The organism is Streptomyces sp. NPDC054813, assembly GCF_053611365.1.
In genome coordinates this window covers 153,678-173,836 of the sequence record NZ_JBSHAF010000017.1, presented here as the reverse complement: position 1 = coordinate 173,836, position 20,159 = coordinate 153,678, and the positions used below count along the sequence as shown (strand labels likewise).

Below are 20,159 nucleotides of genomic sequence, written 5' to 3'. Positions count from 1 at the left end.
CGCGCTCGCGGTGCTGGCCGCCTACGCCGGACCGACCGCCCTCGACTTCGCCGCGGTCTCCGGCCTCTTCCTTCCCTTCGAGCTGGGAGCTCTCATGCGCTCTTTCGTGTCCGGCCACCGGGCCGACAACCCTCAGGACTTCCTCGAACTCGCCCTCGGCACCCCGGTTGAGCTGTGGCTCGGAGTCGACGGCGAGTCGGAAGAGGAGCGTGCGGCCCGTCTGGACGCGGCCCGCGACATCCTGACCGACCCCGACTACGGCAGCACGCCGGACGACCTGCTCCGGCTGGCCGCACAGGTGGTCGACGACCACCCGGAGCTGTTCAACGTGGTCCCCCTGACCCGCCCCGCCCGCCGCCGTCCGGTACGCCGGGGGGCCGCGGCATGAGCCAGGAACTGACCCTGGACGGCCTGGCCGTGCCGCTGCGGGTGTTGCGTCTGCTCGCCGCGGACTTCGGGCACCTGCCCGCACCGGACGTCGACGTGTCGCCCGTGTTCCCGGACCGGTTGGGCCTGAGGTTCCACGGGAACCTGGCCGACTTCGAGACCTGGCGGGACGCGCTGGGCATCGCCCCGGAAACCGTGGCCTACCGAGAGCAGACCGGCGACACCAGCGTGCTGAACGCGTCCGTCGACTACGCGGGCGCCGTGCTGGAGCTGACCGGCTTCGGCGATTTACCCGCCCCTGCGCTGGCCGGGACCGCGGCCTGATGGCCGCGTGGGGCAAGTGCTTCGACCCGAACGGCGCCCGGCACGGTATCCCCACCTACCCCTGGCGCTACGCCCCGGACGGGCTGGCGACCCGCCGGCAGTTACGGTCCCGCGGGCTGCGCCCGGGTGGTCAGCCGGTCGCCGGGCAGATTCTGCGCCCGCGCTACCGGCGCGGCCCGCTGGTCGCCTACCTGTACCGGCTCGACAAGGCCCTGCCGGTCCGGCCGATGACGCCGGCCAGGCGCAGGGCGCTGGAGTGCGCGATGCGCGCCCGCCGGACCTGCCCGCAGTGCCGCACCGACGCCGGATACGTCATCCCCCAATCCCTCGGGGTCTGCGTTCCCTGCGCCTACCCCGACCAGTAGAAACGGAGTGAAGAACATGGAAGCCAAGCACGTGGTGCGGAAGGCGGCTCACTGGAGCCTGCCGGTCGCGCTGACCGGCATGTCCCTGGGATGGACTGTCTATGCCGTGGGGGAGATCCTCTCTCGCCAGGCGCCGCCCGCGCTCGCGATGACGGTGGCCGGTATCTACGACGCGGTGTGGCTGTACGCGCTGGCCATGGAGACCGCGCACCGCCGCCAGGGCTCCAAGGGCACTCTGCCCGCCGTCCTCGGGTGGGTGTTCCTGGTGACCTCGGTCGGGGTGCTGTTCACCCACGGCCTGATGTACGCCACCCCCGCCGTCGCCGTCATCGGCGCCGTCGTCCCGGCCGCCGCGAAAGCCACGCTCATCATGGCGGTGGAACGGGAGTCCACCCGGATCTCCACCGGCGCGCAGCAGCAGATCGACGCGGTGCGCAGCGCGACACGCGATCAGGTGGCCATCGGCCGGGCCGTCACCCGGGCCAAGGCCGACCGGCACAGGACCGCGGCCGTGCTGGAGCGCGAGGAGCGCAAGGCCCGCGGCAAGGCCCAGAAGGTCCGCCACGAAGCCGCCGCGGAACTGACCAAGCTCACCCAGGAGCACCCCGTCGACGGCGACCCGCAGGAAATCCCCGCGCTGTTCTCGGACGGCGATCTGGCCCGGGTGCTGGGGCAGTGGACACAGGACAGTGTGTCCCCCGTGTCCCCGCAGGTCGCCCCCGTGTCCCCGGCCGGTGAACTCACCGGCCCGCAGGATGCGGGACACACCCCGGTCGACCTGACCGGGCTGACCGAGGTGGCGACCGTCGCCGGCGTCGCAACCCCGGAGCCGGGCGAGCCGCTGACCGAGGAACAGCTCACGGTCGTCCTGCGGTGGCTGCGTCACTCCGACAACCCGCCGCTGTCCTACCGCAAGGCCCTGACCGCCTACCGCGCGGCCGGGTTCTCCGCGAAGGAAGAGCGGGTGCGCAAGGCGTACGCCGCGCTGATCGACGCGGAAGACGCGCAGCCCTGACCGAGCGTCCGGCACACATCAATGAAGGCCAGCCCAGGGCTAGTGGGCTGGCCTTCGTTGCGACTGCCGGAGCAGTCGACCGCACCAGTGAAGCAGACCCGGTGAGTCCCGGCGAGCGGCACCTTCGCAGACCCGCAGGGCAGATCCGGCGAGCAGCATCGTCCACTCTCACCGACACGTAGGAGTTTCGACCGTGACCACGCAGACCGCTCCCGCCGCCGACAACTCCGCGCAGACGGGGGGCACGCATCACTGGGTCATCACCTTGGAGATGCCGGGCCGGTTCTCCATTACGCAGGAGGGCACCGTCACGCCCTCGCCCGGCAGCACCCGGCAGGACGTCTATCGCTTCATCTACCAGTCCGTGACCGAGCAGGACGCCACCCTGCGTGGCGCCTCGGTCGGCTACTTCGTCCTGGAGCCCAACCAGTTCTGACCAGCACTTCCCCGCAATGCGAAGGCCCGGACGCGCGCTTTGGACGGCAAGGCGTCCGGGCCTTCGCCCTACTCCCCTGAAGGAGTGCTCACAGCATGACGGAACTCAGCACCGAGCCGGTAGCCGTCGAGGCTGCCCCGACCACACCACCCCCACCGCCCGACACCGTGCCCACCCCGGCGCAGGGTGGGAAGGAGGTGGAGCACACGCCCGGCGGCTGGCCGGTCGTCCCGCTCGCCTTCACCGGGGTGAACAGCACGATCGGCATGGTCGCCGCCGCGTCCCTGGCCGGTGGGCCGATCGCCGCGGCCGTCGCCGCGACCGGCATGGTCGTCCTCGGCACGGTCGCCGCCACCCGCTCCCGCACATCCAACCCCCGCCGCGATGCTCGCCGCAGCGCGGTCCGCGCCGCCGGCCGTGCCGCGGCCCGTAGCGCGGGACTGCGTCACGGCAGCAACGGCGGTGCGAACAGGAGCGGGACCGGGCTGGCCGGCTCTCGCGCCGGTCGCGCGGGTGGCCGGTCGGGCGGTGTGCCGGGCCAGCACCGCCGCGGCACCGGGCCGTCCGCCCGCCACAACAGCACCGGCACCGCCGGTGGAAAGGCCCGCGGTACGACCGGCCCCGGTACGTCCCGGCATGCGGCCAGCACCGCGAACGGCAAGGCCGCTGGCCGGATCGGGCAGATACGGGCCCTGCGAGCCGCGCACCAGCAAGCGGCCGGTTCGCGCGCTGGGCAGCGAGCGCAGACCACCGCGGCCCGCCGCGCGGTCGCCGACGCCCGCCGCAACCCCAACACCCCCACCCGCCAGACCCGTTCAGGCAAGCAGCCCGGTCTGACCGGCCGTATGGCCGGCACCACCGCTCGCAAGGCCCGCGCCGGACGGGACGCGGCCGTAGCCAGGCAGCGCGCGCAGCGTGACGCCAGGAACGATGGGACAGTGGCCGCGCAGCGCGCGCAGGTCCGTAAGGCCCCGGCTCGCAAGGCTGCGCGTCAGGCGTTACGCAGGTCCGCGGCCCGGTTCCACCGGCGCCGCCTGCTCGCCGCACTGCTCGCCCTGCCGGTCGGCCTGCTTGGGATGCTCACCACCCCGATCGGCCGGAAGTTCGACATTCCGTGGCTGATGTACCCCGGCCGCCGCCTGTTCCGCCGGCTCGTACGGACGGCCGCTGAGCAGCGAGCGGAGCGCGACGAAGCCGCCCGCGAACGCCTGCGTGAGCAGGAAGCCGCTGCCGACGCGCAGGCCGCACAGGACGGCACGCAAGGCATCACGGGCCGTGTCGAACGTCCCGCCGCCAAGGTCCCCACCCCCACCTCATCCCTGGTCAGCGGAGGAGAGCACGTGTCCGGTTTCCGGTTCGAAGAGGCCGCTTCCGACATGGAGGACGCGGCCAACGCCTACCAGCCCGAGAACGCCATGGAGATCCTCGCCATGGTCGAAGGGCTCCCGGCCGCGCTAACCAGCGTGGCCAACGTCATGAAGATCCTCGCGGAGCGCTCCGACAACGAGTTCCCACTGGAGAAGGAAGTCGCGGACGGCTTCAACGACATCTTCGGCGCCCTGATGAGCGCCGTCGCGGTCGCCGAGGACATGGGCCCGCTGTTCCGGCAGGTCCACGAACAGGACATCGCCCGCCACGAGGACCCCCGCAACGGCACCGAGGCAGAGAAGGGCTGGAACGTCTGAGATGAGCAGCACCGCCACCGCCAAGCAGAACGCGAGCAGTGGCCCGGTGCTGGACTGGACCGCCGGTCACGGACCCGTGACCGGCGCCCTGTCCGCGACCACCGGAGCCTTCGCTATCGCCACCACCGGCGCCGCCACCGCCATGCCCCCCACATGGGCCCTCGCCGTGGGCGCCGCCGGTGCGCTTGGGTACACCGTTGTCGGGCTGTGCGTGCGCAACGCCGGCCGGACGCTTGCCACCCGTGCCGCGTCCTGGCTCGTGGGCGCCGGATGGACCACGTGGGCCATGACCCACGGCCCCCTGACCTGGGCCGCGCTCGGCTCTTTGGCCACGATCGGCGTCGGGATCGGCGCTGCCGCCCGCTCTGCAGCGCTGTTCGAGGAGGCCCGTGAGGAGGAGGCCATTGCCGCCGAACAGCGGCAGATCGCTGCGGAGTTGTCCGCGGAGCGCCGGGCGATTGCGGCGGAGTGGGTCGACCGTATCCAGCGGGTGTGCTCGCTGACTGTGCGGGTGCTCGGGGTGGAGATGTGGCCCACCGGCACGGGGTTCTCCATCGACGCCGAACTCCCGCCCGGCGGCGCCACCTACACGAAAATCGCCTCCGAGTCTGCCCGGCTGTCCGCGGACGCGCGTCTCCCGCACGGCTGCACCGCCGTCGCCACCCCGGGCATCCACCAGGGCCGGGTCATCATCGACGTCACCACCGTCAACGTCCTGGAAGAAGAGCGCACCTACCCCACCGACTACGGCCCGCTCTCCGTCCACACCGGGATCCCATGGGGGTACCGCACCAACGCGGAGAACATCCTCGCCTACCTGCGCGAACAGTGCGCCCTGGTCGTCGGACCCACCGGATCCGGCAAGACCAACATGGTCCACGCGATCCTGGCCGGCTTCGCCCGTGCCGAGGACGTACTGACGTGGGTGATCGACCTGAACGCCGGAAGCGCGGGTCTGCCGTGGGTGCTGCCCGCGCTGAACGGGCAGATCGACGCCGGCGACGGGAAGCCGGTTCGGCCGGGTGTCGATTGGCTCGCCGGGACGTTCGATGAGGCCATGCTGATGCTGGAGACCGCGGTGAGGGTCGCCAAACAGCGGAAGATGGGCTATCAGGACCTGCTGTCCAAGGCCAACACCGACCTCCTGCCGATCAGCCCACGGATACCTCAGATCATGCTGGTCATCGATGAGGGTGCAGAGATCCTGGCCAGCCCGGACCGGCAGATGCGCAAGCTCGCGGAGAAGATCCTGGAAGTCATCCGGATCGCCCGCGCCATGGGCCTGCGCACCGTCCTGACCGCCCTCGGAGCCACCGGCAACGTGCTCGGGAACCTGATGATCCGCCGTGAGGCGAAGGTACGTGTCGCGCTGACCGGGGGTGAGACCGAGGGCATGGACCTGAGCAAGATGTTCCCCGGCACCCGCGGCCTGCGCGTCGACCAAGCCCCGTACAAGGGCGCCGGGTTCATGGCCACCCCCGAGTCGCCGGCAGGGCTGTTCAAGGCTTGGCGGATCCTGCCCAACCAGATCCGCGACATCATCGCCGCCACCTCCGACCGACACCCCACGCTGGATGACGTGTCCGTCAAGGCCGCCGGGCCCGCCTACGCCCGGCGCTGGGACGCGGAGCGCACCGCATGGATGCGCGACCACACCCCCGATGACACCGACGCCGGGGAGTACGGGCCGGCATCAGGGCTGAAGCTGTCCGCACTGGACAGGCAGGGGACGGAGCAGGTCTCGCCGGAAGACGAGATGATGGCCCGCTTCCGAGCCGAGATCGACGCCCAGTTCGCCACCGCATCCGACCCTCACGCTCCGACCGAGCAGGCCCCGCCGGCTGTCTCGGGCGGGCTGAACCTGTCGGCGCTGCGGGGCGAGCAGGACAGTCCCGCCCAACAGGCCGCGCTCGCCCTGCTGCTCGCCGCCGGCACCGAGGGCACCGGCGCGTCCGCGATCGCCCGCGCCCTCGCCGACGCATACGGCACGACGCGTCAGACGGTCGTCGGCTGGCTCAAGACCTGGGTGCAGGACGGCACCGCCGTCCGCGTCGGGGAGGGCACCAAAGCCCACTACGTCCACCAGAGGCACGCCCCCGAACAGCCCCCCGAGAACTGATCACTTGTCGCCTGTCGCCCCGCCGGAACACATGCCGTCCGAGCCTCCCTGAGGGGACCAAAACGGCTTGTGAGCTGGGAGGCGACAAGCGACAAGACAAGACAAGCGACAAGCCACACGACAAGCAACGCGACAAGCCACCACGCGGGCAGCACCCAGTCGCAGGGTGCTGCCCGCCTCGCTTTCCGGGAGGCCGCTCGTGATCGTTTCCCTGTCCGCCGTCGCACTCTTCGGGGTGCTGGCCTTCGTCCTGCTACGCGGCCGCTACCTCGGACCGTTCAGCGCACTCGTGCTCTTCCTCTTCGGGTTCTTCACCGCCGGCACCGGCGCCGCCGGACCCGTCCGCGCCATGTGCCTCGCGCTCGCCGACGCAGCCCGCCACCTCACCTGACCCCCGCCAGGAGCCACCGCCATGCCCGAGTACGACCACAGCGCGGCCTGGCAGCCGCGGATGACCGACGACGAAGCCACCGCCGAAGCCCGCCGCATCATCGCCGACGCCTACCAACCCGCCCACCAGATGCCGACCGCCTACCGCGACACCAGCCCGCTGCCCGCCTACGGCACCACCCCACCCGTCCCACAACCGGACCACCGGATCGTCCCGGCATGGGCCGCGGGCACCGCCGTGGCCGGCATCGGCGTCGGCGCCACCTGCGTCGGACTCGGCTGCGGAATCTGGCTCGCCTGCCAGGGCTTCGCCGCCGTCACCCTCACCAGCGTCCTGTTCGTCACCCTTCCCATTGCCGCCGTGGCCGCGGTCGCCACCGCCATCGGATCCGCCCTGCGCGCCCTCAAGGGCGTCCACACCGAAACCCACCACCACTACACCGGACCCGTCCGGCAGGAGACCAACCAGATCACCGCACCCGCGTACGGGCTGATCGCCTGCAACCGCAACGAACTCAACACCTGACCAGAAGCGTGGACCGCCGGCCGCACGGCGTCGTGCGGGCCCCGGGCCGTCAGACGCCCTGAGTCTCCGCACCGAGGGCTCTGTCATCCTCGCCGCACGTGCGAGGGGACTGCCAGGGCCCCCCGGATCGCTGACGGCGCGGTAGCGGTGGCTGTCGCCGGGTCTGTGGGGTGTTCCCGTGGGCCCGGCGCCGTCTCAAGGGCCGGGGTCAGATCTCCAGGCCGAACTCGCGCCGCCGGTCCGAGATGGTGGTGAGGAAGCTCTGTGACGCGGCCAGGGAGTCCGCCCGAAGGGCCTCCTCTAGCGTCGTCCACCGGACCTCGTGGATCTCTTCCTCCTGTACGTCGGGACGCGCGGGAAAGTCTCCGACGCAGACCCATGCGTGGATCTTCCCGGGCCCTTCGTCCCTGGGGAGGCACCCGAGCGAGATCATCTCCCTCGCGTCCAGGTCGATGCCCAGCTCTTCCTGCACCTCGCGGCGGGCGGTGTCCAAGGGCGTGTCGTCGCACGACTCCATCTGGCCCCCGACGGGATGCCAGTACGCGGGATAGCGGCGAGTCCGAGCGAGCAGGATCCTTCCCGAGTCGATCAGGAAGACGAAGGACGTCCACCGATTGGATCCATTGGCCCGCTGCTCGTACGCGTGGTCGACGGCGGAGAGCGGAACACCGGGATCCGTGATCGCGGCTCGTTCGTTGACCACGGCACTGCCTTTCGAGGGGCCGAGCACCCTTGAGTCGTTGCCGCCCACGTGCTCGGTGGCGACCAGGGTCACGGACCAGGAATCCCATACGGCTTCAGGCGGGCTTGTCGTGGTGTGGAACCTCCCGGCAGGAATGTGGAGCGGGCTCTCCTGCGGTGTGGCGTCCCATTCCGAGACTATGCGGACACCCGTGGACCTTCCTTCCGGCGAGAGAACGCTGACTCCGGCGCTGGGCGAGCTCTCGACGGTGAACGAGTCGTACCACACAGCCGTCGCGCCGTCGTCCACGTCGTACATCGCGTGCCGGACACAGCCCACGACGGAACGTGTCAGCAGGTCCCAGCCGTGGCTGTGCACGATGAAGGGGTCGGAGTCCGTTCTCCGTTTTCCGGCGGGCGGCCACAAATGCACGCGGATGCCCCACTCCGGGAACGTGTCCAAGGGCAGGCGGAACACGAGGAATCCGTAGGGGTGCAGGTAGGAGGGCGAGTCGTCCATGAACGTCCTCAGGTCCGGCCACCCTTGACGGGTCATCCACGAGCCGATCGCCTCACGCGTTGGCATAGGGGTTCACCGGCCTCCGGTACGCGTCCAGCGTCATGCTCAGGAGTTCGTCGTCCGCCCCTTGGAGTATGTCCAGCAGGGAGAGGACTTCTCTGACGTCCGCGACGGAACCAGGATCCAGCTCGGTGGCGGACCGGTGGAGAGGCAGCTCCGTACTCTGGCGGTTGCTCAGCCGCATGTCCTCTTTGGTCGAGTCGTAGAAGGACGAACCGACCGGGTATTTCAACGCGGCCGTGCCGGCCTTCTCGCGGGTCACGATCACACAGGTGTCGGACAGGTCGATCGTGAACGGTGAAACTGTGGACGCCAGGTACACCCGGCAGTTGAGCCGGGAGAACTGGTAACTCAGGAGCTGGAGCCTGATGATGGTCGCGGCGATCTCCGCCTGCGCGCGCCGCCGGGTCCAGTAGTCCCGCCGGTCGGGGTTCGCGATCCTCCGGTACTCGGCGAAGAAGTCCATGAGTTCGACGTTGTCCGGATCGAGCACCTGCACGTTCACCGAGAGATAGTGCCCCTGTCTCTCGGCGCGCTGGAGAAGGGTCGGCAGGACCGCCGATCTGAAATACCGAGCCGTATGACCCCGGTAGTCCCAGGAGTTGGTGGCGCCTGCTGCCTTGTCCAGCTCTGCGGAGATTGATCCGGGGTCGGTGACCTGAACCTCCGTCGGTCCCTGCCGCTTCAGGCCGTAGAAGAACACCACGAGTAGGGAGACGCACAAGGAGGCCACCGCGGCCCCGGTGAGCGAGTCGACGATCGAGATGATCGTGTCGCTGAGACTCACCTTCGTCGCCCCGCCCAGGTGCGGCAACGCGAACAGCCTAATGACGATCAGCAGCGCGGCGGCCAGACCGAGCGAGGAGAGATACAGCTTCGTGTTCACGCCCGCCGGGCCGTCACTTCTCCCGGTGTCGTCCATGGGCCATCCCCCGATCGTTCGACCGCCAACCCGGTCCGCTCCACCCGCGTGGATCCAGTGGATTCAACAGGAGCCGCGGGTGGTCCATCAAGAGACCGTGAACGCCGGTGACACCGCCGAGACGCTGATGCGGCGCGGCTTACCCGTGCCGTCCGAGCCGGGAGCCGTTCCCCAGCCGGACCACCGAATCGTCCCGGCATGGGCCGCGGGCACCGTCGTGGCCGGCATCGGCGTTGGGGCCACCTGCGTCGGACTCGGCTGCGGAATCTGGCTCGCCTGCCAGGGCTTCGCCGCCGTCACGTTGACCAGCGTCCCGTTCGTCACCCTCCCGATCGCTGGCGTGGCCGGGACCGTCGCTGCAGTCGGATCCGCGCTGCGCGCCCTCAAGAACGTCCACACCGAAACCCACCACCACTACGCCGGGCTCGTCCGGCAGGAGACCAACCAGATCACCGCGCCCGCGTACGAGCTGATCGCCCGCAACCGCAACGAACTCAACACCTGACCAGGAGCCCTGTGTTCGAGATCCGCGTCATCTGCGAGTCGACTGAGGCCGACCGCATCGCCCAGACCCTGACCGACGTGTTCGACGCCGGCCCGGCGCGCCAGTACCCCGCCCGCGACCACCAGCGGGTGCGCCTGTACTTCACCGCCGACCACAAGCCCGCCAGCCCTGAGAGCGAGTGACCATGTCGTTCGGAGAGACCCCGATCACCCTCGTCGGCAACCTGACCGACGACCCCGAGCTGAAGTTCACCGAAGGCGGCGCCGCACTGGCGAAGTTCACCATCGCCGTCACCCCGCGCAGCTTCGACCGCACCGCCAACCAGTGGAAGGACGGCACCACCGCCTTCTACCGCTGCGCCGCCTGGCGCACCCTCGCCGAACACGTCGCCGACAGCATCAAAAAGGGCTCGCGGGTCGTGGCCACCGGCCGGATGCGGCAGCACGACTGGACCACCGACCAGGGCGAGAAGCGCTCCATGCTCGCCGTGGAAGTCGACGACATCGGCGCGTCCGTCCGCTTCACCACTGTCCAGATCAACGCCAAGCGCGCCGGTCAGTCCGGCCCGGCCGGCGACGACCCGTGGGCCTCCACCGGTACGACCGCGGGTGACGCGGACGCCGAACCGCCGTTCTAGCCGTGCCCGGGGCGGCCGTCCGATCTCGCCAAAGACACACGGCCGCCCCGGCCAACCAGTCCACAACAGACCTGTTGGAGGAATCCAGCATGACCCCTCGGCAACTCCTGCGCGAGGCCGCGCTCAACGCGGCCGCACGCGGATGGCACGTCTTCCCCCTGCGTCCCTGCAGCAAGCACCCCGCCCTGCACGGCGCCGACCGGTGCCAGAGCACCGGGGACTGCGCCGGCGGACACCTCAAGTGGGAGCAGCGCGCCACCACCGACCCGCGGCGCATCGTGCAGTGCTGGGAGACCAGCACCGCCAACATCGCCATCGCGACCGGCCCTTCCCATCTGGTCGTCGTCGACCTGGACGTCCCGAAGGACAAGAGCAGTGCGGACACGCCTGACGGCGCGACCTTCTTTCTGGCGCTCTGCGAGCGCGCCGGACAGTCCTGGCCCACCACCTTCACGGTGCGGACGCCGAGCGGCGGCATGCACCTGTACTTCACCGCCCCGCCCGGCATGCGGCTGACCAACACCGCGGGCAAGCTCGCGCCGCTGGTCGACACCCGCGCCTGGGGCGGCTACGTCGTCGCCGCCGGCAGCACCGTCAACGGCGCCGTCTACGAGGTCACCGCTCCGTGGCGCGTCGCGGAACTCCCCGCATGGCTGCGTGAGGCGCTCACGGAGACACCGAAGACCGGCGTGCCGTCGTCGATCGCCCCGCCCCGCGACGCCTCCCGCCGCGCGCAGGTGGCGCTGGAGCGCGAGCGGGCTGCCATCGCGGCGGCGCCGGAGGGGCAGCGGGAAGAGACCCTGTTCAGGGCCGCACGGTCCATGGGGCGCTTCGTGGCCTGGGGCGACATCGCCCGCCACGTGGTCGAGGAGGCTTTTCAGTTGGCGGGGGAGGCGGCCGGACTCAAAGGGTACGAGTGCCGCTCCACCCTGCGCAGCGCCCTGGACTGGTCGATCCGTAACGCCCGGCCCCGGGAGGCGCAGTGACCCGGACGGTCCGCCCCCCATCCCTCACTGAAAAGCCGCTCCCGCCCGCTGTACCGGCCCGTCCGTGCCCGATAGTGGCGGGCCCCGACGGGAGCTGTGGCACGAAGGACGACGGCCGCCAGGCCGTCCTTTCAGTCCTTCCTCCTGCCCAGAACTCCAGCGCGGCGCCTGCCGGTGACGGGCGGTTCCCGGTGGCCTGGCTCCAGATCCGCGCGCCCCGCGGTGCCATCCCGACGGCCACGTCGACGTGCCTGTGTGGCATGGACCGCAGCGCCGTCGGCCACCGCATGGTGCTCGCCCTGATCGCCGACCACGAAACCCACCGGCAGCTCTGCCAGCTCCGCACCACCCAGGAAGGGAGGAACGCCGCATGACCAGGCCGAATGCCCCCATCGACGGCGCCGCACTGCTGGATGAGGTGGAGGCCTTCCACCGCCGCTTCAACGTCTTCCCCACCGAGCACGCCTACGTCGCCGTCGCCCTGTGGGACGCACACGCGCACCTGATGGACGCCCTCGACGGCACCGCCCGCATCGCCTTCCTCAGCCCCGAACCGGGCTCGGGAAAGTCCCGGGCCTTGGAGATCATCGAAACCCTCACCCCGCGCTCCGCGACCACCGTCAACGCCTCCGCCAACGCCCTGTTCCGACTCGTCTCGGCAGACGAAGGCACCCCGACCCTGCTGTTCGACGAGATCGACACCGTCTTCGGGCCGAAAGCGGGCGGGAACGAGGAAGTCCGCGGGTTCCTCAACTCCGGCTACCGGCGCGGCGCCAAGTCCCTGCGCTGCATCGGGGACGGATCCGACCAGAAAGCCGCCTTCCTCCCGTCGTTCTGCGCGGTCGCCATGGCCGGACTCGGCTCACTGCCGGACACGATCCTGACCCGCTCCGTCATCATCCGCATGCGCAAGAAGGCGCCCAACGAGAAGTGCGAGCCCTACCGGCGCCGCGTCCACGAGAAGCAGGGCCACGCCCTGCGGGACCGGCTCGCCGACTGGGCAGCACCCCTGCACGACCAGATCGCGGGCGCCTGGCCGGACATGCCCGAAGGCGTCACCGACCGGCCGGCCGACGTGTGGGAACCCCTGCTTGCGGTCGCGGACGCGGCCGGCGGGCACTGGCCCGAACGGGCCCGCGCCGCCTGCGTCGCGCTCATCAAGGCCGCGAGGGAAGGCGACGAAGCCTCCCTCGGGGTGCGGCTGCTGACCGATCTGCGCGACCGCGTGTTCTGCGGAGTCGACAAGCTGCCCACCGCCGCCATCCTCGAAGTCCTCCTCGGCATCGATGACGCGCCCTGGGCCGACATGAGCGAGGACGGACAGCACATCAAGCCGCTCACCGCCCGCGCCCTGGCCAAGCTCCTGAGCCAGTACGTCCGCCCCGACAACACCCCGATCAAGCCCAAGGGAATCCGCGTCGGCAGCGCCACCCCGAAGGGCTACTACGCGGAGGACCTCAGCGACGCGTGGGCCCGCTACTGCCCCCCTCCCCCCGGAGAATCCGCAACAGCCGCAACAGCCGCAACACCGCAGGTCAACGCGGGTGAATCTGTGGCGGATACCCCTTCCGAGGCCCGCCACATGTTCGCGGAATCCGACACACGCACCCTCCGCAGCGTCGGCTGACCAGCCACACCCCCACGGTGCCGCCGCGCTCCCGCGTGGCGGCACCTATCCGCAACACAAACGGCATCCGCCACAGATTCAAGCCGCTGACCAGCAATGTTGCGGCGTGGCGGATGTTGCGGATCCCCAGAGACCCCCAGAGCACCCGAGGAGTACGCCCCGATGAGTACCCCCGCGCTGGTTCCTGCCCAGTTGCTCTACACCCCAGAGGAAGCCGCCAAGGTTCTCCGCTTCGGACGCTCCACCGTGTACGAGCTGATGGCCGCTGGCGAGCTGAAGTACGTCAAGCGCGGCCGGTCCCGCCGCATCCGCTGGGACGTGCTTGAGGCCTACGCGAACAGCCTCGAACTGCTCCCCAACTGAACCCCGTTCCCGCTCAACCGAAGCCGCCCCGGACACCCTCCGGGGCGGCTTCCTGCATGGAGGAGTGCATTGAGCCCGCGCAACGCGAACATGGAGTCGTCCATCTACGAGGGCAGCGACGGCTGGTGGCACGGCCGCGTGACCATGGGCGTCAAGGACGACGGCAGCCCCGACCGCCGCCACCGCCGCGCCCGGACGGAAGCCGAGGTCAAGCGCAAGGTCCGCGAACTGGAAGATCTGCGCGACAAGGGACGGGCGCCCAAGGCCGGCCGCAAGCCGACCGTCGAACAGTGGATGACCACCTACCTCACCGACATCGCGTCCCTGAAACTCAAACCGCGGTCCCTGGACGACTACTGGTCCAAGACCAGGAACGACATCGTCCCCGGCGTCGGAAAGCACCGAATCGACAAGCTCCAGCCCGAACACCTGGAGCAGATGTACCGCGTCATGCTCAACGAAGGGCACGCCCCCTCGCACGTGCTCAAGGTGCACCGCATCCTGTCGCGCGCCCTGAAAATCGCCCACCGCCGCCGTCTGATCGTGGAAAACGTGGCAACTCTCGTGGACCCTCCCACTGTCGATGAGACTGAGGCGAATCCCTTCACGAAGGAAGAGGCCAAGGCCTTCCTGGAGGCTGCAGCCAAGCGGCCCTCCTTCATGCGCTGGTGCGTCGGTGTGGGAATGGGTTTCCGGCAGGGCGAGACCCTGGGACTGCGCTGGCCGTACGTGGACTTCGAAAACGAGCTGTTCAATCCGAAGTGGCAGCTTCAGCGGCTCACCTGGCGCCATGGCTGCGCGGACCCGCACACGTGCGGCGACCGGCTGCACCGGTTCGACCCCTGCCCGGCAGACTGCACGACGCACAAGGACTACAAGCGCGGGTGCCCGAAGCCATGTCGAAAGGACTGCACGGGGCACGCCCGCACGTGCCCCGACCGGAAAGACGGCGGTCTGGTCTTTACCCGCCCCAAGACAAAGAAGAGCCAGAACCCCGTCCCCATCCCTCCCCCGTTCATCCCGTACCTGATCGAGCACAAAGCCCAGCAAGAGCAGATGCGCGCGGCGGCTGGAGAACTGTGGGAGGAGCATCGCGTCGTCTTTTCCCGCCCCGACGGACGCCCCATCGACCCGCATCAGGACTGGGAGGAGTTCAAGGAACTCCTGGAGGAAGCGGGAATCGATGACCGGCGTCTGTACGACGGCAGCCGGCACACCGCCGGCACGATTCTGAACGAACTCGGGGTCGACATGCCCACGATCATGGAGATCCTGCGACACACCCAGATCAGCCAGACCCGGCGTTACGTGAAGGGGCGGTCTCACCTGTCGAAGGACGCCATGCGTCGCATGGGAGACGCCTTCATGCCTGGCCCGGAACCTGTGACTGAGACCACAACTGAGACCGCTGACAGCCGCACGGCTCTTCGTCGGCGACGACGCCGAGTGCTCTAAATGAGGAAATCCCAGGTCAGACACAGCCTGACCTGGGAACTCAGGAGAGCCCCCTGTCGGATTCGAACCGACGACCTACGCATTACAAGTGCCAGGGTTTCCCGCTGGGAGACTCTGGCGCACTCTGGCTACTCCGAAAGTGCCTGGTGAATCGAGCCTCGCGCTCTGGCCGACTCCGGCATTTTCGGCCCCCGACGGGACCTCCGCTCACGCACCGCTCACGCAGGCGCCCTACCCGCAAGGCGCTCTGAGCTGGGCCTCTTCTATTGTCTCGCACTCCCCCGCGCACCACAACGAGCAGACACGAAGAGGCCCCGGCCGGACGTGCTCGGGCGGGGCTCTGGTTCAGGCTCGCGCGGAGACGATCAGCGTTCCGACGATGCGTCGGCCGGGTGGCGCGGCCAGCACTTCGGCGCGCACGTCGCCGAAGCCGTGCTCGGCGAGCAGCCGCTCCCACGCATCGCGCTCGTAATCCCAGCGCTTCACGACGAGCGGGTCCTCGTCGCTGCCGCGCGGGATGTACGAGGCCTGGCAGCCGTAGCAGCCCTCGACCGGGGGCCGCTGAGAGAACACCAGACGGCCGCCCGGCCGCAGCCGCGTGCGGATCGCGGGCAGCAGCCGGGCCGGATCGGTGAACCACAGGGCGCCGTACACCGAGTAGACGGCGTCGTAGTCCGGGGCCTGTTGCAGGAACTGGACGGCTTCCGCCTGGTGCAGCTCGAGGCCTGGCATGTCGCCCCAGCGGGCGCGCGCCGCGGCGAGCTGCTTGGGTGAGACGTCGACGCCGACGGCGTGCATGCCGAGGGCGGCGAGGTGTGCAGCGTTTCCGCCCTTGCCGCAGCCCAGGTCCAGGACGTAGTCCCCTGGGGTGACGTCGAGGAGTTCGACGCCCGGCCCGTGGTCTGGATATTGGGTCCAGTTGAACCAGGTGGTTTCGCCGCGCGAGTTCACCGGCCGGCGTTCGGGGCGCTGCCCGGAGTAGGTGTCCCAGGCGATCGCCGTGTCAGTCACGTGATGCTCCGCTCATAGGGCCAGCCGCCCGGCTGGAGATTCGGGCGGCTGGAGTCTTGCACAGGACGGGTCAGCGCTTGCCGCCGTTCGGACTGTCGGTGCACCCGGCGTGGCATTGGGTGCAGTCCGCCATGTCCGGCCACAGTTCCTCGTCGATGGCGTACCCGGCGGCCGTGATGGCTGCGAGGGTGCGGTCTCGGGCGGCCTGCGGCCCGCCGGGGATCAGCTCGTCCTCGGCGGTCGGGACGTGGTGGACGAAGCGGCCGACGACGCGCTGGCAGAACTCGGCGTAGTCGACGGTGTGCAGGATGAACGCGTGCCACCCGTAGTCGACCAGCATGCTCGGGGCGAGGGCATGGCCGGGCTGTCGGCCGGACGCGGCGATGAACGCGGCGGCCTGGCCGACGATGCGGCGCGCGGTGTCGGCGCCGATCTCCGGGTGGTCGGTGACGATCCGACGGGTGAGCCGGTCGGCCACCTCGGGGTTGACCAGGGTCAGCGGGTCAGCTGTACCCACAGGACGTTCTAACGCGATGGTCACGTCTTCCTCCTGTTGTGGATGGGCGCCCTCGGTCGGGGCGCCGAGCCTCCCGCACCGTGGTGCGGGAGGTGACTCAGGCCCGCCCCGACTGCTCGACCTGTCCAGGGGTGGGGAGCCGGGGCGGGAGCTTGTGGCGCCTACTGAGGCGGGGCAGCCTGCTGGCCGCCGAGGTTCTCGTAGTGATCGCACAGGGCCATCACAGAGCGGGCGAGTTTCATCGCCACCGTCATCTGGCCGGGGCTGTTGAAGCCGGGGCGCAGGCCGAGCCGCATCCGGGCTTCACCGACGCCGGCCAACGCGCAGCGGCTCGGGACGTCACCGGCCGGGAACCGGAGGGTCATCGCCTCGATGGTGGGGATGAGCTCCTCGAGCTGCCCGCGCATGGTGGCCCGCAGCATCACCAGGTCACCGGTGGGGATCGGACGGGCATCCGGAGCCAGGAATCGGACGGCTGTTCTCCGCATCGTCTCGATGTCCGGCGGCAACCGGTCGATGCCTGCCGCATCGGCAGGAGGGGCGGTACGTTGCACCATGTCGGCTCCAGGAAGTCGGCCACGCCCGGGGCCGTGCCTGCGGCCGCCGGGGTCTTCGACCACCTTTCGCTTCCGCACCGCCATCGCCATCCCGCCGATGGGGATACCCATGATGGGTAGGGCCCACAGCGGAGGCGTTCGCCAGGATTGGGGGACCACATGTCGGTGATCCAGCCGCCCACGGCGTTGCCGCCCGACGTCCTCGAACTACCTCAGATGGTCGAGGCGTTGGCCACGCACGACTTCGGGACGGTCTTCCAGATCGCCCGTAAGGAGGCTGGCATCAGCTACCAGAAGCTCGCCGCCGAGTGCGGCATCAAGCCGGAGCGAGTCGGTGCACTCGCCCGCGGCCGGGGCCGTGTCGAGAGCTACGACAAGATCGCCGCCATCGCGGACGCCCTCCGGGTCCCGGGGCACATGGTCGGGCTCGCGCCTCGCCCATGGGAGACGGTGCCCGTGGGACGTCGGAGCGTGCTCCAGGCGGTCGGCGTGGCCGGGCTCGCCGCGGCCCTGCCTGACGTCCTGCCGCCCTCTGTACCGCAGCGGGTCGGTGGCAGTGCGGTCGCCCGGTTACGGGAGCGCACGGCCCGGCTGCGACACCTTGACGACGTCCTCGGGGGCGGCGACACGTACCGGCTGTACACCGCGGAGTACCAGCGGACGAAGAGCATGCTGCGCGACAGCAGCTACAGCGACAGCGTCGGCCGCCAGCTCCTGGCGCTGGCTGCCGAGCAGGCGCAGCAGGCCGGTTGGGCGGCTTTCGACGGAGGCCGGGAGCGGGAGGCGGTCAGTCTGTACCGGGAAAGCCGGTCGGCCGCCGAGGAGGCCGGTGCTGAGGATCTCGCCCGGAACGCGTTGGCGTATCTCGCCTACCAGGCCGTGGCCGCTGACCCGCGTGCGGCGGCCGCCATAGCGGCTCATTCGTGTGAGGCGATCACCACCGCCACTCCGGCGACCGTGCGTGCTCTGCTGTGGGAGCGGTGTGCGTGGGCGCGGGCCGTTTCCGGTGACGCTGCCGGTACGGAGGAGGCCCTCGGCGAGGCGCGGGCTGCGCTCGGTGCGGACGACGCCAGCGATCCGCAGCCCGCATGGTCGGCGTGGGTGGACCTGGTGGAGCTCGACATCATGGCCGGCCGCTGCTGGACACAGCTCCGACGGCCGCTGCGTGCGGTGCCTCACCTGGTGCGCGGGCTCGGCGCCTTCGACGACACACACGCCCGGGACGCGTCCCTGTACTCGACGTGGCTTGCCGAGGCGTACACGACGGCCGGGGAGGTCGAGGAGGCTGCGCGGGTCGTAGGGCGCGCGTTGGAGCTGGCGGACGGGGTGGCGTCGGCCCGGCCACGCCAGCGCATCGAGCAGGTGGTGTCCGCGCTCGTTCTCGACCACGCTGCGGTGCCAGCGGTGGCCGAACTCGTCGAGCGGACGGCCTAGTCGGTGGTGGTGCGGTCGATCCACTCCAGGTACGGGGCGGCGCCCTGGACGATCGGCACAGCGACCACCTCGGGGTTCTTCCACGGGTGATGCTCGATTAGGTGAGCTTCCAGCTCTGGGTATCGGGCGGTGGTGGTCTTCAGGAGGAGTTGGTATTCCTCGCTGGTGCCGAACTCTCCGGCGTGCCAGAAGACGGACACCACCGGCCCGATGATCTGGGCGCCTGCGGCGAGGTGGTTGCGGACCGCGGACTGGGCGAGGGCGACGGCCTGCTCGCGGGTCTCGGTGGCGGTGGAGACGTTCAGGTAGTCAGCCATGGCGCGAGGCTACCGACCCCGGACATGACGAAAGCGGCCCCCCTCCCGGAGGAGGGGGGCCGCGTGTTGTCACAGCTTCCGGTAGGAGGCGGTCGTGGCGAGTGTGGCGAGGCCGAGCAGGCCGGTGGGGGTGGGGCTCGGATCCGGTGCGCCGTCCCGCCGGCAGACGAGGGCGTCCGGGTCCCAGCTGGGCGTCTGGAGGCTGTAGCCGTCCGGGCAGCTAGGTCCGGCTGGCCCCTGTTCGCCTCGCTCGCCCTGAGGTCCCTGGGGTCCTTGGGGTCCGGGGACAGTGGAGTCCGCGCCCGGTTCACCCTGCGGGCCCTGGGGTCCGGTCGCGCCGGCGGCGCCGCTGGCACCGGCCGCCCCGGATGCGCCGGGCGACGGGGTGATCGCGGGTGCGGCCCTGCCCGGGTCGCCCTTGTCGCCCTTCGGCCCGGGCGGGCCGGGAATCGGTACCGGCACCTCGGCCCGGTCGGGCAAATTTTTGACCGCCTTGGCCGGGTCGGGGGCGGCCGGGGTGCCGCCCCGCGCCCTGATCTGCGCGCGCAGCACGCGGACGTCTCCGGCGAGCGTGCTGACGGCGTTGCCGCGCAGATCGGCCTCGTCGGCGAGCTGGTTGGCGCGCGTGGCCTCGGTCTGGACGCGCACGTACACGAGGAGGACCGCGCCAGTGAGGGCCAGCAGAGCGGCCACGAGGGCGATGGGCTTCCACCGTCTGGCGAGCACGCGTTGGGTGCGCGTCATGGCGTGCCCCCCAGCTGCTGCACGAGCAGCCGGAGCCGCGCCGTCTCCGTCTTCTCAGCGGCCAGCTCCAGGCGCAGGGCGGCTACGTCGGAGCGCAGTTCCTTGCGTTCCTCCTGGAGCTGGTCCGTGAGGTTGTCGTAGCCGGTCAATGCGCTGCCCTCCCTCTGGGCCCGCCCGGCGACCTTGGAGCCGTACATGGCTGCCGCCCCGGCCACGATGGCGCTCACGATCACGCCGATAGCTGTGACGAGGGCGGCGTCCATGCCACCTCCAAGACGCTCGCACGGGGCAGGTCAGACGCCCTTGACCAGGGAGGCGCTGTTCTTCGTGCCGAAGGCTCTGGCGGCCATGCCCTTCAGGAGGGAGGCCGCGGCCGCGATGCCGGCCGCGCCCATGGTCTGCCAGAACGAGGCGTGGAACATGTCGGCGGGCCCGGCGGCGATGCCGACGCCGGCGGCCGCGACGACGGCGGTGGACAGGACGCGTTCGGCGAGGTCCTTGCCGTAGGTGGTGGCCGTCTTCAGGACGGTGTCGACGCCGCTGGGCAGGTTGATGTCGGTCATGGTGGATCGGTTC

General features: G+C 70.4%; 26 protein-coding genes. 17 read left to right on the top strand and 9 right to left on the bottom strand.

Features of this window, described 5'->3' with window-relative positions:
- Positions 1-94: 94 nt before the first annotated feature.
- The 9 genes from ACWGJB_RS31260 to ACWGJB_RS31220 all read left to right on the top strand — a co-directional run bounded on the left by ACWGJB_RS31260 (position 95) and on the right by ACWGJB_RS31220 (position 7,247).
- Positions 95-388 (top strand): hypothetical protein, encoded by a 294-nt coding sequence (locus tag ACWGJB_RS31260; protein ID WP_453383456.1) that lies wholly within the window; start codon positions 95-97, stop codon positions 386-388.
- On the top strand, positions 385-711 hold the full coding sequence (locus ACWGJB_RS31255) for a hypothetical protein (RefSeq protein ID WP_453383403.1): 327 nt from the start codon (positions 385-387) through the stop codon (positions 709-711). Before ACWGJB_RS31260 ends, ACWGJB_RS31255 begins: the two co-directional genes overlap by 4 nt.
- The gene (locus ACWGJB_RS31250) at positions 708-1,076 is read left to right on the top strand and encodes an RRQRL motif-containing zinc-binding protein (RefSeq protein WP_453383455.1); all 369 of its coding nucleotides are present in this window, start codon (positions 708-710) and stop codon (positions 1,074-1,076) included. Before ACWGJB_RS31255 ends, ACWGJB_RS31250 begins: the two co-directional genes overlap by 4 nt.
- 16 nt (positions 1,077-1,092) lie before the next feature.
- Entirely contained in the window at positions 1,093-2,091 is a 999-nt protein-coding gene (locus ACWGJB_RS31245) for a hypothetical protein (protein WP_453383402.1), read from the top strand.
- Between the two features lie 193 nt (positions 2,092-2,284).
- Complete coding sequence (locus ACWGJB_RS31240; protein ID WP_453383401.1) at positions 2,285-2,527, top strand: hypothetical protein; 243 nt, start codon at positions 2,285-2,287, stop codon at positions 2,525-2,527.
- A gap of 95 nt (positions 2,528-2,622) precedes the next feature.
- Positions 2,623-4,212, top strand: a complete 1,590-nt coding sequence (locus ACWGJB_RS31235) for a hypothetical protein (protein WP_453383400.1) — start codon at positions 2,623-2,625, stop codon at positions 4,210-4,212.
- Position 4,213: 1 nt separating this feature from the next.
- Complete coding sequence (locus ACWGJB_RS31230; RefSeq protein ID WP_453383399.1) at positions 4,214-6,331, top strand: hypothetical protein; 2,118 nt, start codon at positions 4,214-4,216, stop codon at positions 6,329-6,331.
- Positions 6,332-6,530: 199 nt separating this feature from the next.
- A complete protein-coding gene (locus ACWGJB_RS31225; RefSeq protein WP_352223863.1) occupies positions 6,531-6,722 on the top strand; it encodes a hypothetical protein in 192 nt (63 codons plus the stop codon).
- Positions 6,723-6,743: 21 nt separating this feature from the next.
- On the top strand, positions 6,744-7,247 hold the full coding sequence (locus ACWGJB_RS31220) for a hypothetical protein (RefSeq protein WP_453383398.1): 504 nt from the start codon (positions 6,744-6,746) through the stop codon (positions 7,245-7,247).
- 208 nt (positions 7,248-7,455) lie between these two features.
- On the opposite strand, the gene ACWGJB_RS31215 is transcribed toward ACWGJB_RS31220, so the two are convergent.
- On the bottom strand, positions 7,456-8,448 hold the full coding sequence (locus tag ACWGJB_RS31215) for an NUDIX hydrolase (RefSeq protein WP_453383397.1): 993 nt from the start codon (positions 8,446-8,448) through the stop codon (positions 7,456-7,458).
- A gap of 52 nt (positions 8,449-8,500) precedes the next feature.
- Positions 8,501-9,430, bottom strand: coding sequence for a hypothetical protein (locus ACWGJB_RS31210; RefSeq protein WP_453383396.1), 930 nt, complete (start codon positions 9,428-9,430; stop codon positions 8,501-8,503).
- Positions 9,431-9,509: 79 nt separating this feature from the next.
- Between ACWGJB_RS31210 and ACWGJB_RS31205 the strand changes: the two genes are divergently transcribed.
- The 7 genes from ACWGJB_RS31205 to ACWGJB_RS31175 all read left to right on the top strand — a co-directional run bounded on the left by ACWGJB_RS31205 (position 9,510) and on the right by ACWGJB_RS31175 (position 15,003).
- The gene (locus ACWGJB_RS31205; protein ID WP_453383395.1) at positions 9,510-9,935 is read left to right on the top strand and encodes a hypothetical protein; all 426 of its coding nucleotides are present in this window, start codon (positions 9,510-9,512) and stop codon (positions 9,933-9,935) included.
- An 11-nt stretch (positions 9,936-9,946) separates the two neighbouring features.
- Entirely contained in the window at positions 9,947-10,117 is a 171-nt protein-coding gene (locus tag ACWGJB_RS31200) for a hypothetical protein (RefSeq protein WP_453383394.1), read from the top strand.
- 2 nt (positions 10,118-10,119) lie between these two features.
- A complete protein-coding gene (ssb, locus tag ACWGJB_RS31195; protein ID WP_453383393.1) occupies positions 10,120-10,572 on the top strand; it encodes a single-stranded DNA-binding protein in 453 nt (150 codons plus the stop codon).
- 89 nt (positions 10,573-10,661) lie between these two features.
- On the top strand, positions 10,662-11,558 hold the full coding sequence (locus ACWGJB_RS31190) for a bifunctional DNA primase/polymerase (protein WP_453383392.1): 897 nt from the start codon (positions 10,662-10,664) through the stop codon (positions 11,556-11,558).
- A gap of 370 nt (positions 11,559-11,928) precedes the next feature.
- A complete protein-coding gene (locus ACWGJB_RS31185; protein ID WP_453383391.1) occupies positions 11,929-13,185 on the top strand; it encodes a DUF3631 domain-containing protein in 1,257 nt (418 codons plus the stop codon).
- Positions 13,186-13,347: 162 nt separating this feature from the next.
- Entirely contained in the window at positions 13,348-13,548 is a 201-nt protein-coding gene (locus ACWGJB_RS31180; protein ID WP_453383390.1) for a helix-turn-helix domain-containing protein, read from the top strand.
- A gap of 69 nt (positions 13,549-13,617) precedes the next feature.
- The gene (locus tag ACWGJB_RS31175) at positions 13,618-15,003 is read left to right on the top strand and encodes a tyrosine-type recombinase/integrase (protein WP_453383389.1); all 1,386 of its coding nucleotides are present in this window, start codon (positions 13,618-13,620) and stop codon (positions 15,001-15,003) included.
- Positions 15,004-15,348: 345 nt separating this feature from the next.
- On the opposite strand, the gene ACWGJB_RS31170 is transcribed toward ACWGJB_RS31175, so the two are convergent.
- From ACWGJB_RS31170 to ACWGJB_RS31160, 3 genes are all read right to left on the bottom strand, one after another.
- Complete coding sequence (locus tag ACWGJB_RS31170) at positions 15,349-16,014, bottom strand: class I SAM-dependent methyltransferase (protein ID WP_453383388.1); 666 nt, start codon at positions 16,012-16,014, stop codon at positions 15,349-15,351.
- A 70-nt stretch (positions 16,015-16,084) separates the two neighbouring features.
- Complete coding sequence (locus ACWGJB_RS31165; protein WP_453383387.1) at positions 16,085-16,555, bottom strand: glycine-rich domain-containing protein; 471 nt, start codon at positions 16,553-16,555, stop codon at positions 16,085-16,087.
- A 137-nt stretch (positions 16,556-16,692) separates the two neighbouring features.
- Positions 16,693-17,088: a DUF6415 family natural product biosynthesis protein gene (locus ACWGJB_RS31160; protein ID WP_453383386.1), complete on the bottom strand. Its 396-nt coding sequence runs from the start codon at positions 17,086-17,088 to the stop codon at positions 16,693-16,695.
- A gap of 159 nt (positions 17,089-17,247) precedes the next feature.
- Here ACWGJB_RS31160 and ACWGJB_RS31155 point away from each other — a divergent pair, with 159 nt between their 5' ends.
- A complete protein-coding gene (locus ACWGJB_RS31155; protein WP_453383385.1) occupies positions 17,248-18,522 on the top strand; it encodes a helix-turn-helix domain-containing protein in 1,275 nt (424 codons plus the stop codon).
- Here ACWGJB_RS31155 and cutA read toward each other — a convergent pair.
- From cutA to ACWGJB_RS31135, 4 genes are all read right to left on the bottom strand, one after another.
- Entirely contained in the window at positions 18,519-18,839 is a 321-nt protein-coding gene (cutA, locus tag ACWGJB_RS31150) for a divalent-cation tolerance protein CutA (RefSeq protein ID WP_453383384.1), read from the bottom strand. The genes ACWGJB_RS31155 and cutA overlap by 4 nt on opposite strands.
- Before the next feature lie 69 nt (positions 18,840-18,908).
- The gene (locus ACWGJB_RS31145; RefSeq protein ID WP_453383383.1) at positions 18,909-19,583 is read right to left on the bottom strand and encodes a collagen-like protein; all 675 of its coding nucleotides are present in this window, start codon (positions 19,581-19,583) and stop codon (positions 18,909-18,911) included.
- A complete protein-coding gene (locus tag ACWGJB_RS31140) occupies positions 19,580-19,846 on the bottom strand; it encodes a hypothetical protein (protein WP_453383382.1) in 267 nt (88 codons plus the stop codon). Before ACWGJB_RS31140 ends, ACWGJB_RS31145 begins: the two co-directional genes overlap by 4 nt.
- Positions 19,847-19,876: 30 nt before the next feature.
- Entirely contained in the window at positions 19,877-20,146 is a 270-nt protein-coding gene (locus ACWGJB_RS31135; RefSeq protein ID WP_453383381.1) for a hypothetical protein, read from the bottom strand.
- Positions 20,147-20,159: the final 13 nt, after the last annotated feature.

What these genes read in the sequence shown, in the direction of transcription:
- ACWGJB_RS31260 (WP_453383456.1), top strand. Translation starts at nt 95, where the DNA reads ATGCGCTCTTTCGTGTCCGGCCACCGGGCCGACAACCCTCAGGACTTC.
- ACWGJB_RS31255 (WP_453383403.1), top strand. Translation starts at nt 385, where the DNA reads ATGAGCCAGGAACTGACCCTGGACGGCCTGGCCGTGCCGCTGCGGGTG.
- ACWGJB_RS31245 (WP_453383402.1), top strand. Translation starts at nt 1,093, where the DNA reads ATGGAAGCCAAGCACGTGGTGCGGAAGGCGGCTCACTGGAGCCTGCCG.
- ACWGJB_RS31235 (WP_453383400.1), top strand. Translation starts at nt 2,623, where the DNA reads ATGACGGAACTCAGCACCGAGCCGGTAGCCGTCGAGGCTGCCCCGACC.
- ACWGJB_RS31230 (WP_453383399.1), top strand. Translation starts at nt 4,214, where the DNA reads ATGAGCAGCACCGCCACCGCCAAGCAGAACGCGAGCAGTGGCCCGGTG.
- ACWGJB_RS31220 (WP_453383398.1), top strand. Translation starts at nt 6,744, where the DNA reads ATGCCCGAGTACGACCACAGCGCGGCCTGGCAGCCGCGGATGACCGAC.
- ACWGJB_RS31215 (WP_453383397.1), bottom strand. Translation starts at nt 8,448, where the DNA reads ATGGACGACTCGCCCTCCTACCTGCACCCCTACGGATTCCTCGTGTTC.
- ACWGJB_RS31210 (WP_453383396.1), bottom strand. Translation starts at nt 9,430, where the DNA reads ATGGACGACACCGGGAGAAGTGACGGCCCGGCGGGCGTGAACACGAAG.
- ssb (WP_453383393.1), top strand. Translation starts at nt 10,120, where the DNA reads ATGTCGTTCGGAGAGACCCCGATCACCCTCGTCGGCAACCTGACCGAC.
- ACWGJB_RS31190 (WP_453383392.1), top strand. Translation starts at nt 10,662, where the DNA reads ATGACCCCTCGGCAACTCCTGCGCGAGGCCGCGCTCAACGCGGCCGCA.
- ACWGJB_RS31185 (WP_453383391.1), top strand. Translation starts at nt 11,929, where the DNA reads ATGACCAGGCCGAATGCCCCCATCGACGGCGCCGCACTGCTGGATGAG.
- ACWGJB_RS31180 (WP_453383390.1), top strand. Translation starts at nt 13,348, where the DNA reads ATGAGTACCCCCGCGCTGGTTCCTGCCCAGTTGCTCTACACCCCAGAG.
- ACWGJB_RS31160 (WP_453383386.1), bottom strand. Translation starts at nt 17,088, where the DNA reads ATGGTGCAACGTACCGCCCCTCCTGCCGATGCGGCAGGCATCGACCGG.
- ACWGJB_RS31155 (WP_453383385.1), top strand. Translation starts at nt 17,248, where the DNA reads ATGTCGGTGATCCAGCCGCCCACGGCGTTGCCGCCCGACGTCCTCGAA.
- cutA (WP_453383384.1), bottom strand. Translation starts at nt 18,839, where the DNA reads ATGGCTGACTACCTGAACGTCTCCACCGCCACCGAGACCCGCGAGCAG.
- ACWGJB_RS31145 (WP_453383383.1), bottom strand. Translation starts at nt 19,583, where the DNA reads ATGACGCGCACCCAACGCGTGCTCGCCAGACGGTGGAAGCCCATCGCC.
- ACWGJB_RS31140 (WP_453383382.1), bottom strand. Translation starts at nt 19,846, where the DNA reads ATGGACGCCGCCCTCGTCACAGCTATCGGCGTGATCGTGAGCGCCATC.
- ACWGJB_RS31135 (WP_453383381.1), bottom strand. Translation starts at nt 20,146, where the DNA reads ATGACCGACATCAACCTGCCCAGCGGCGTCGACACCGTCCTGAAGACG.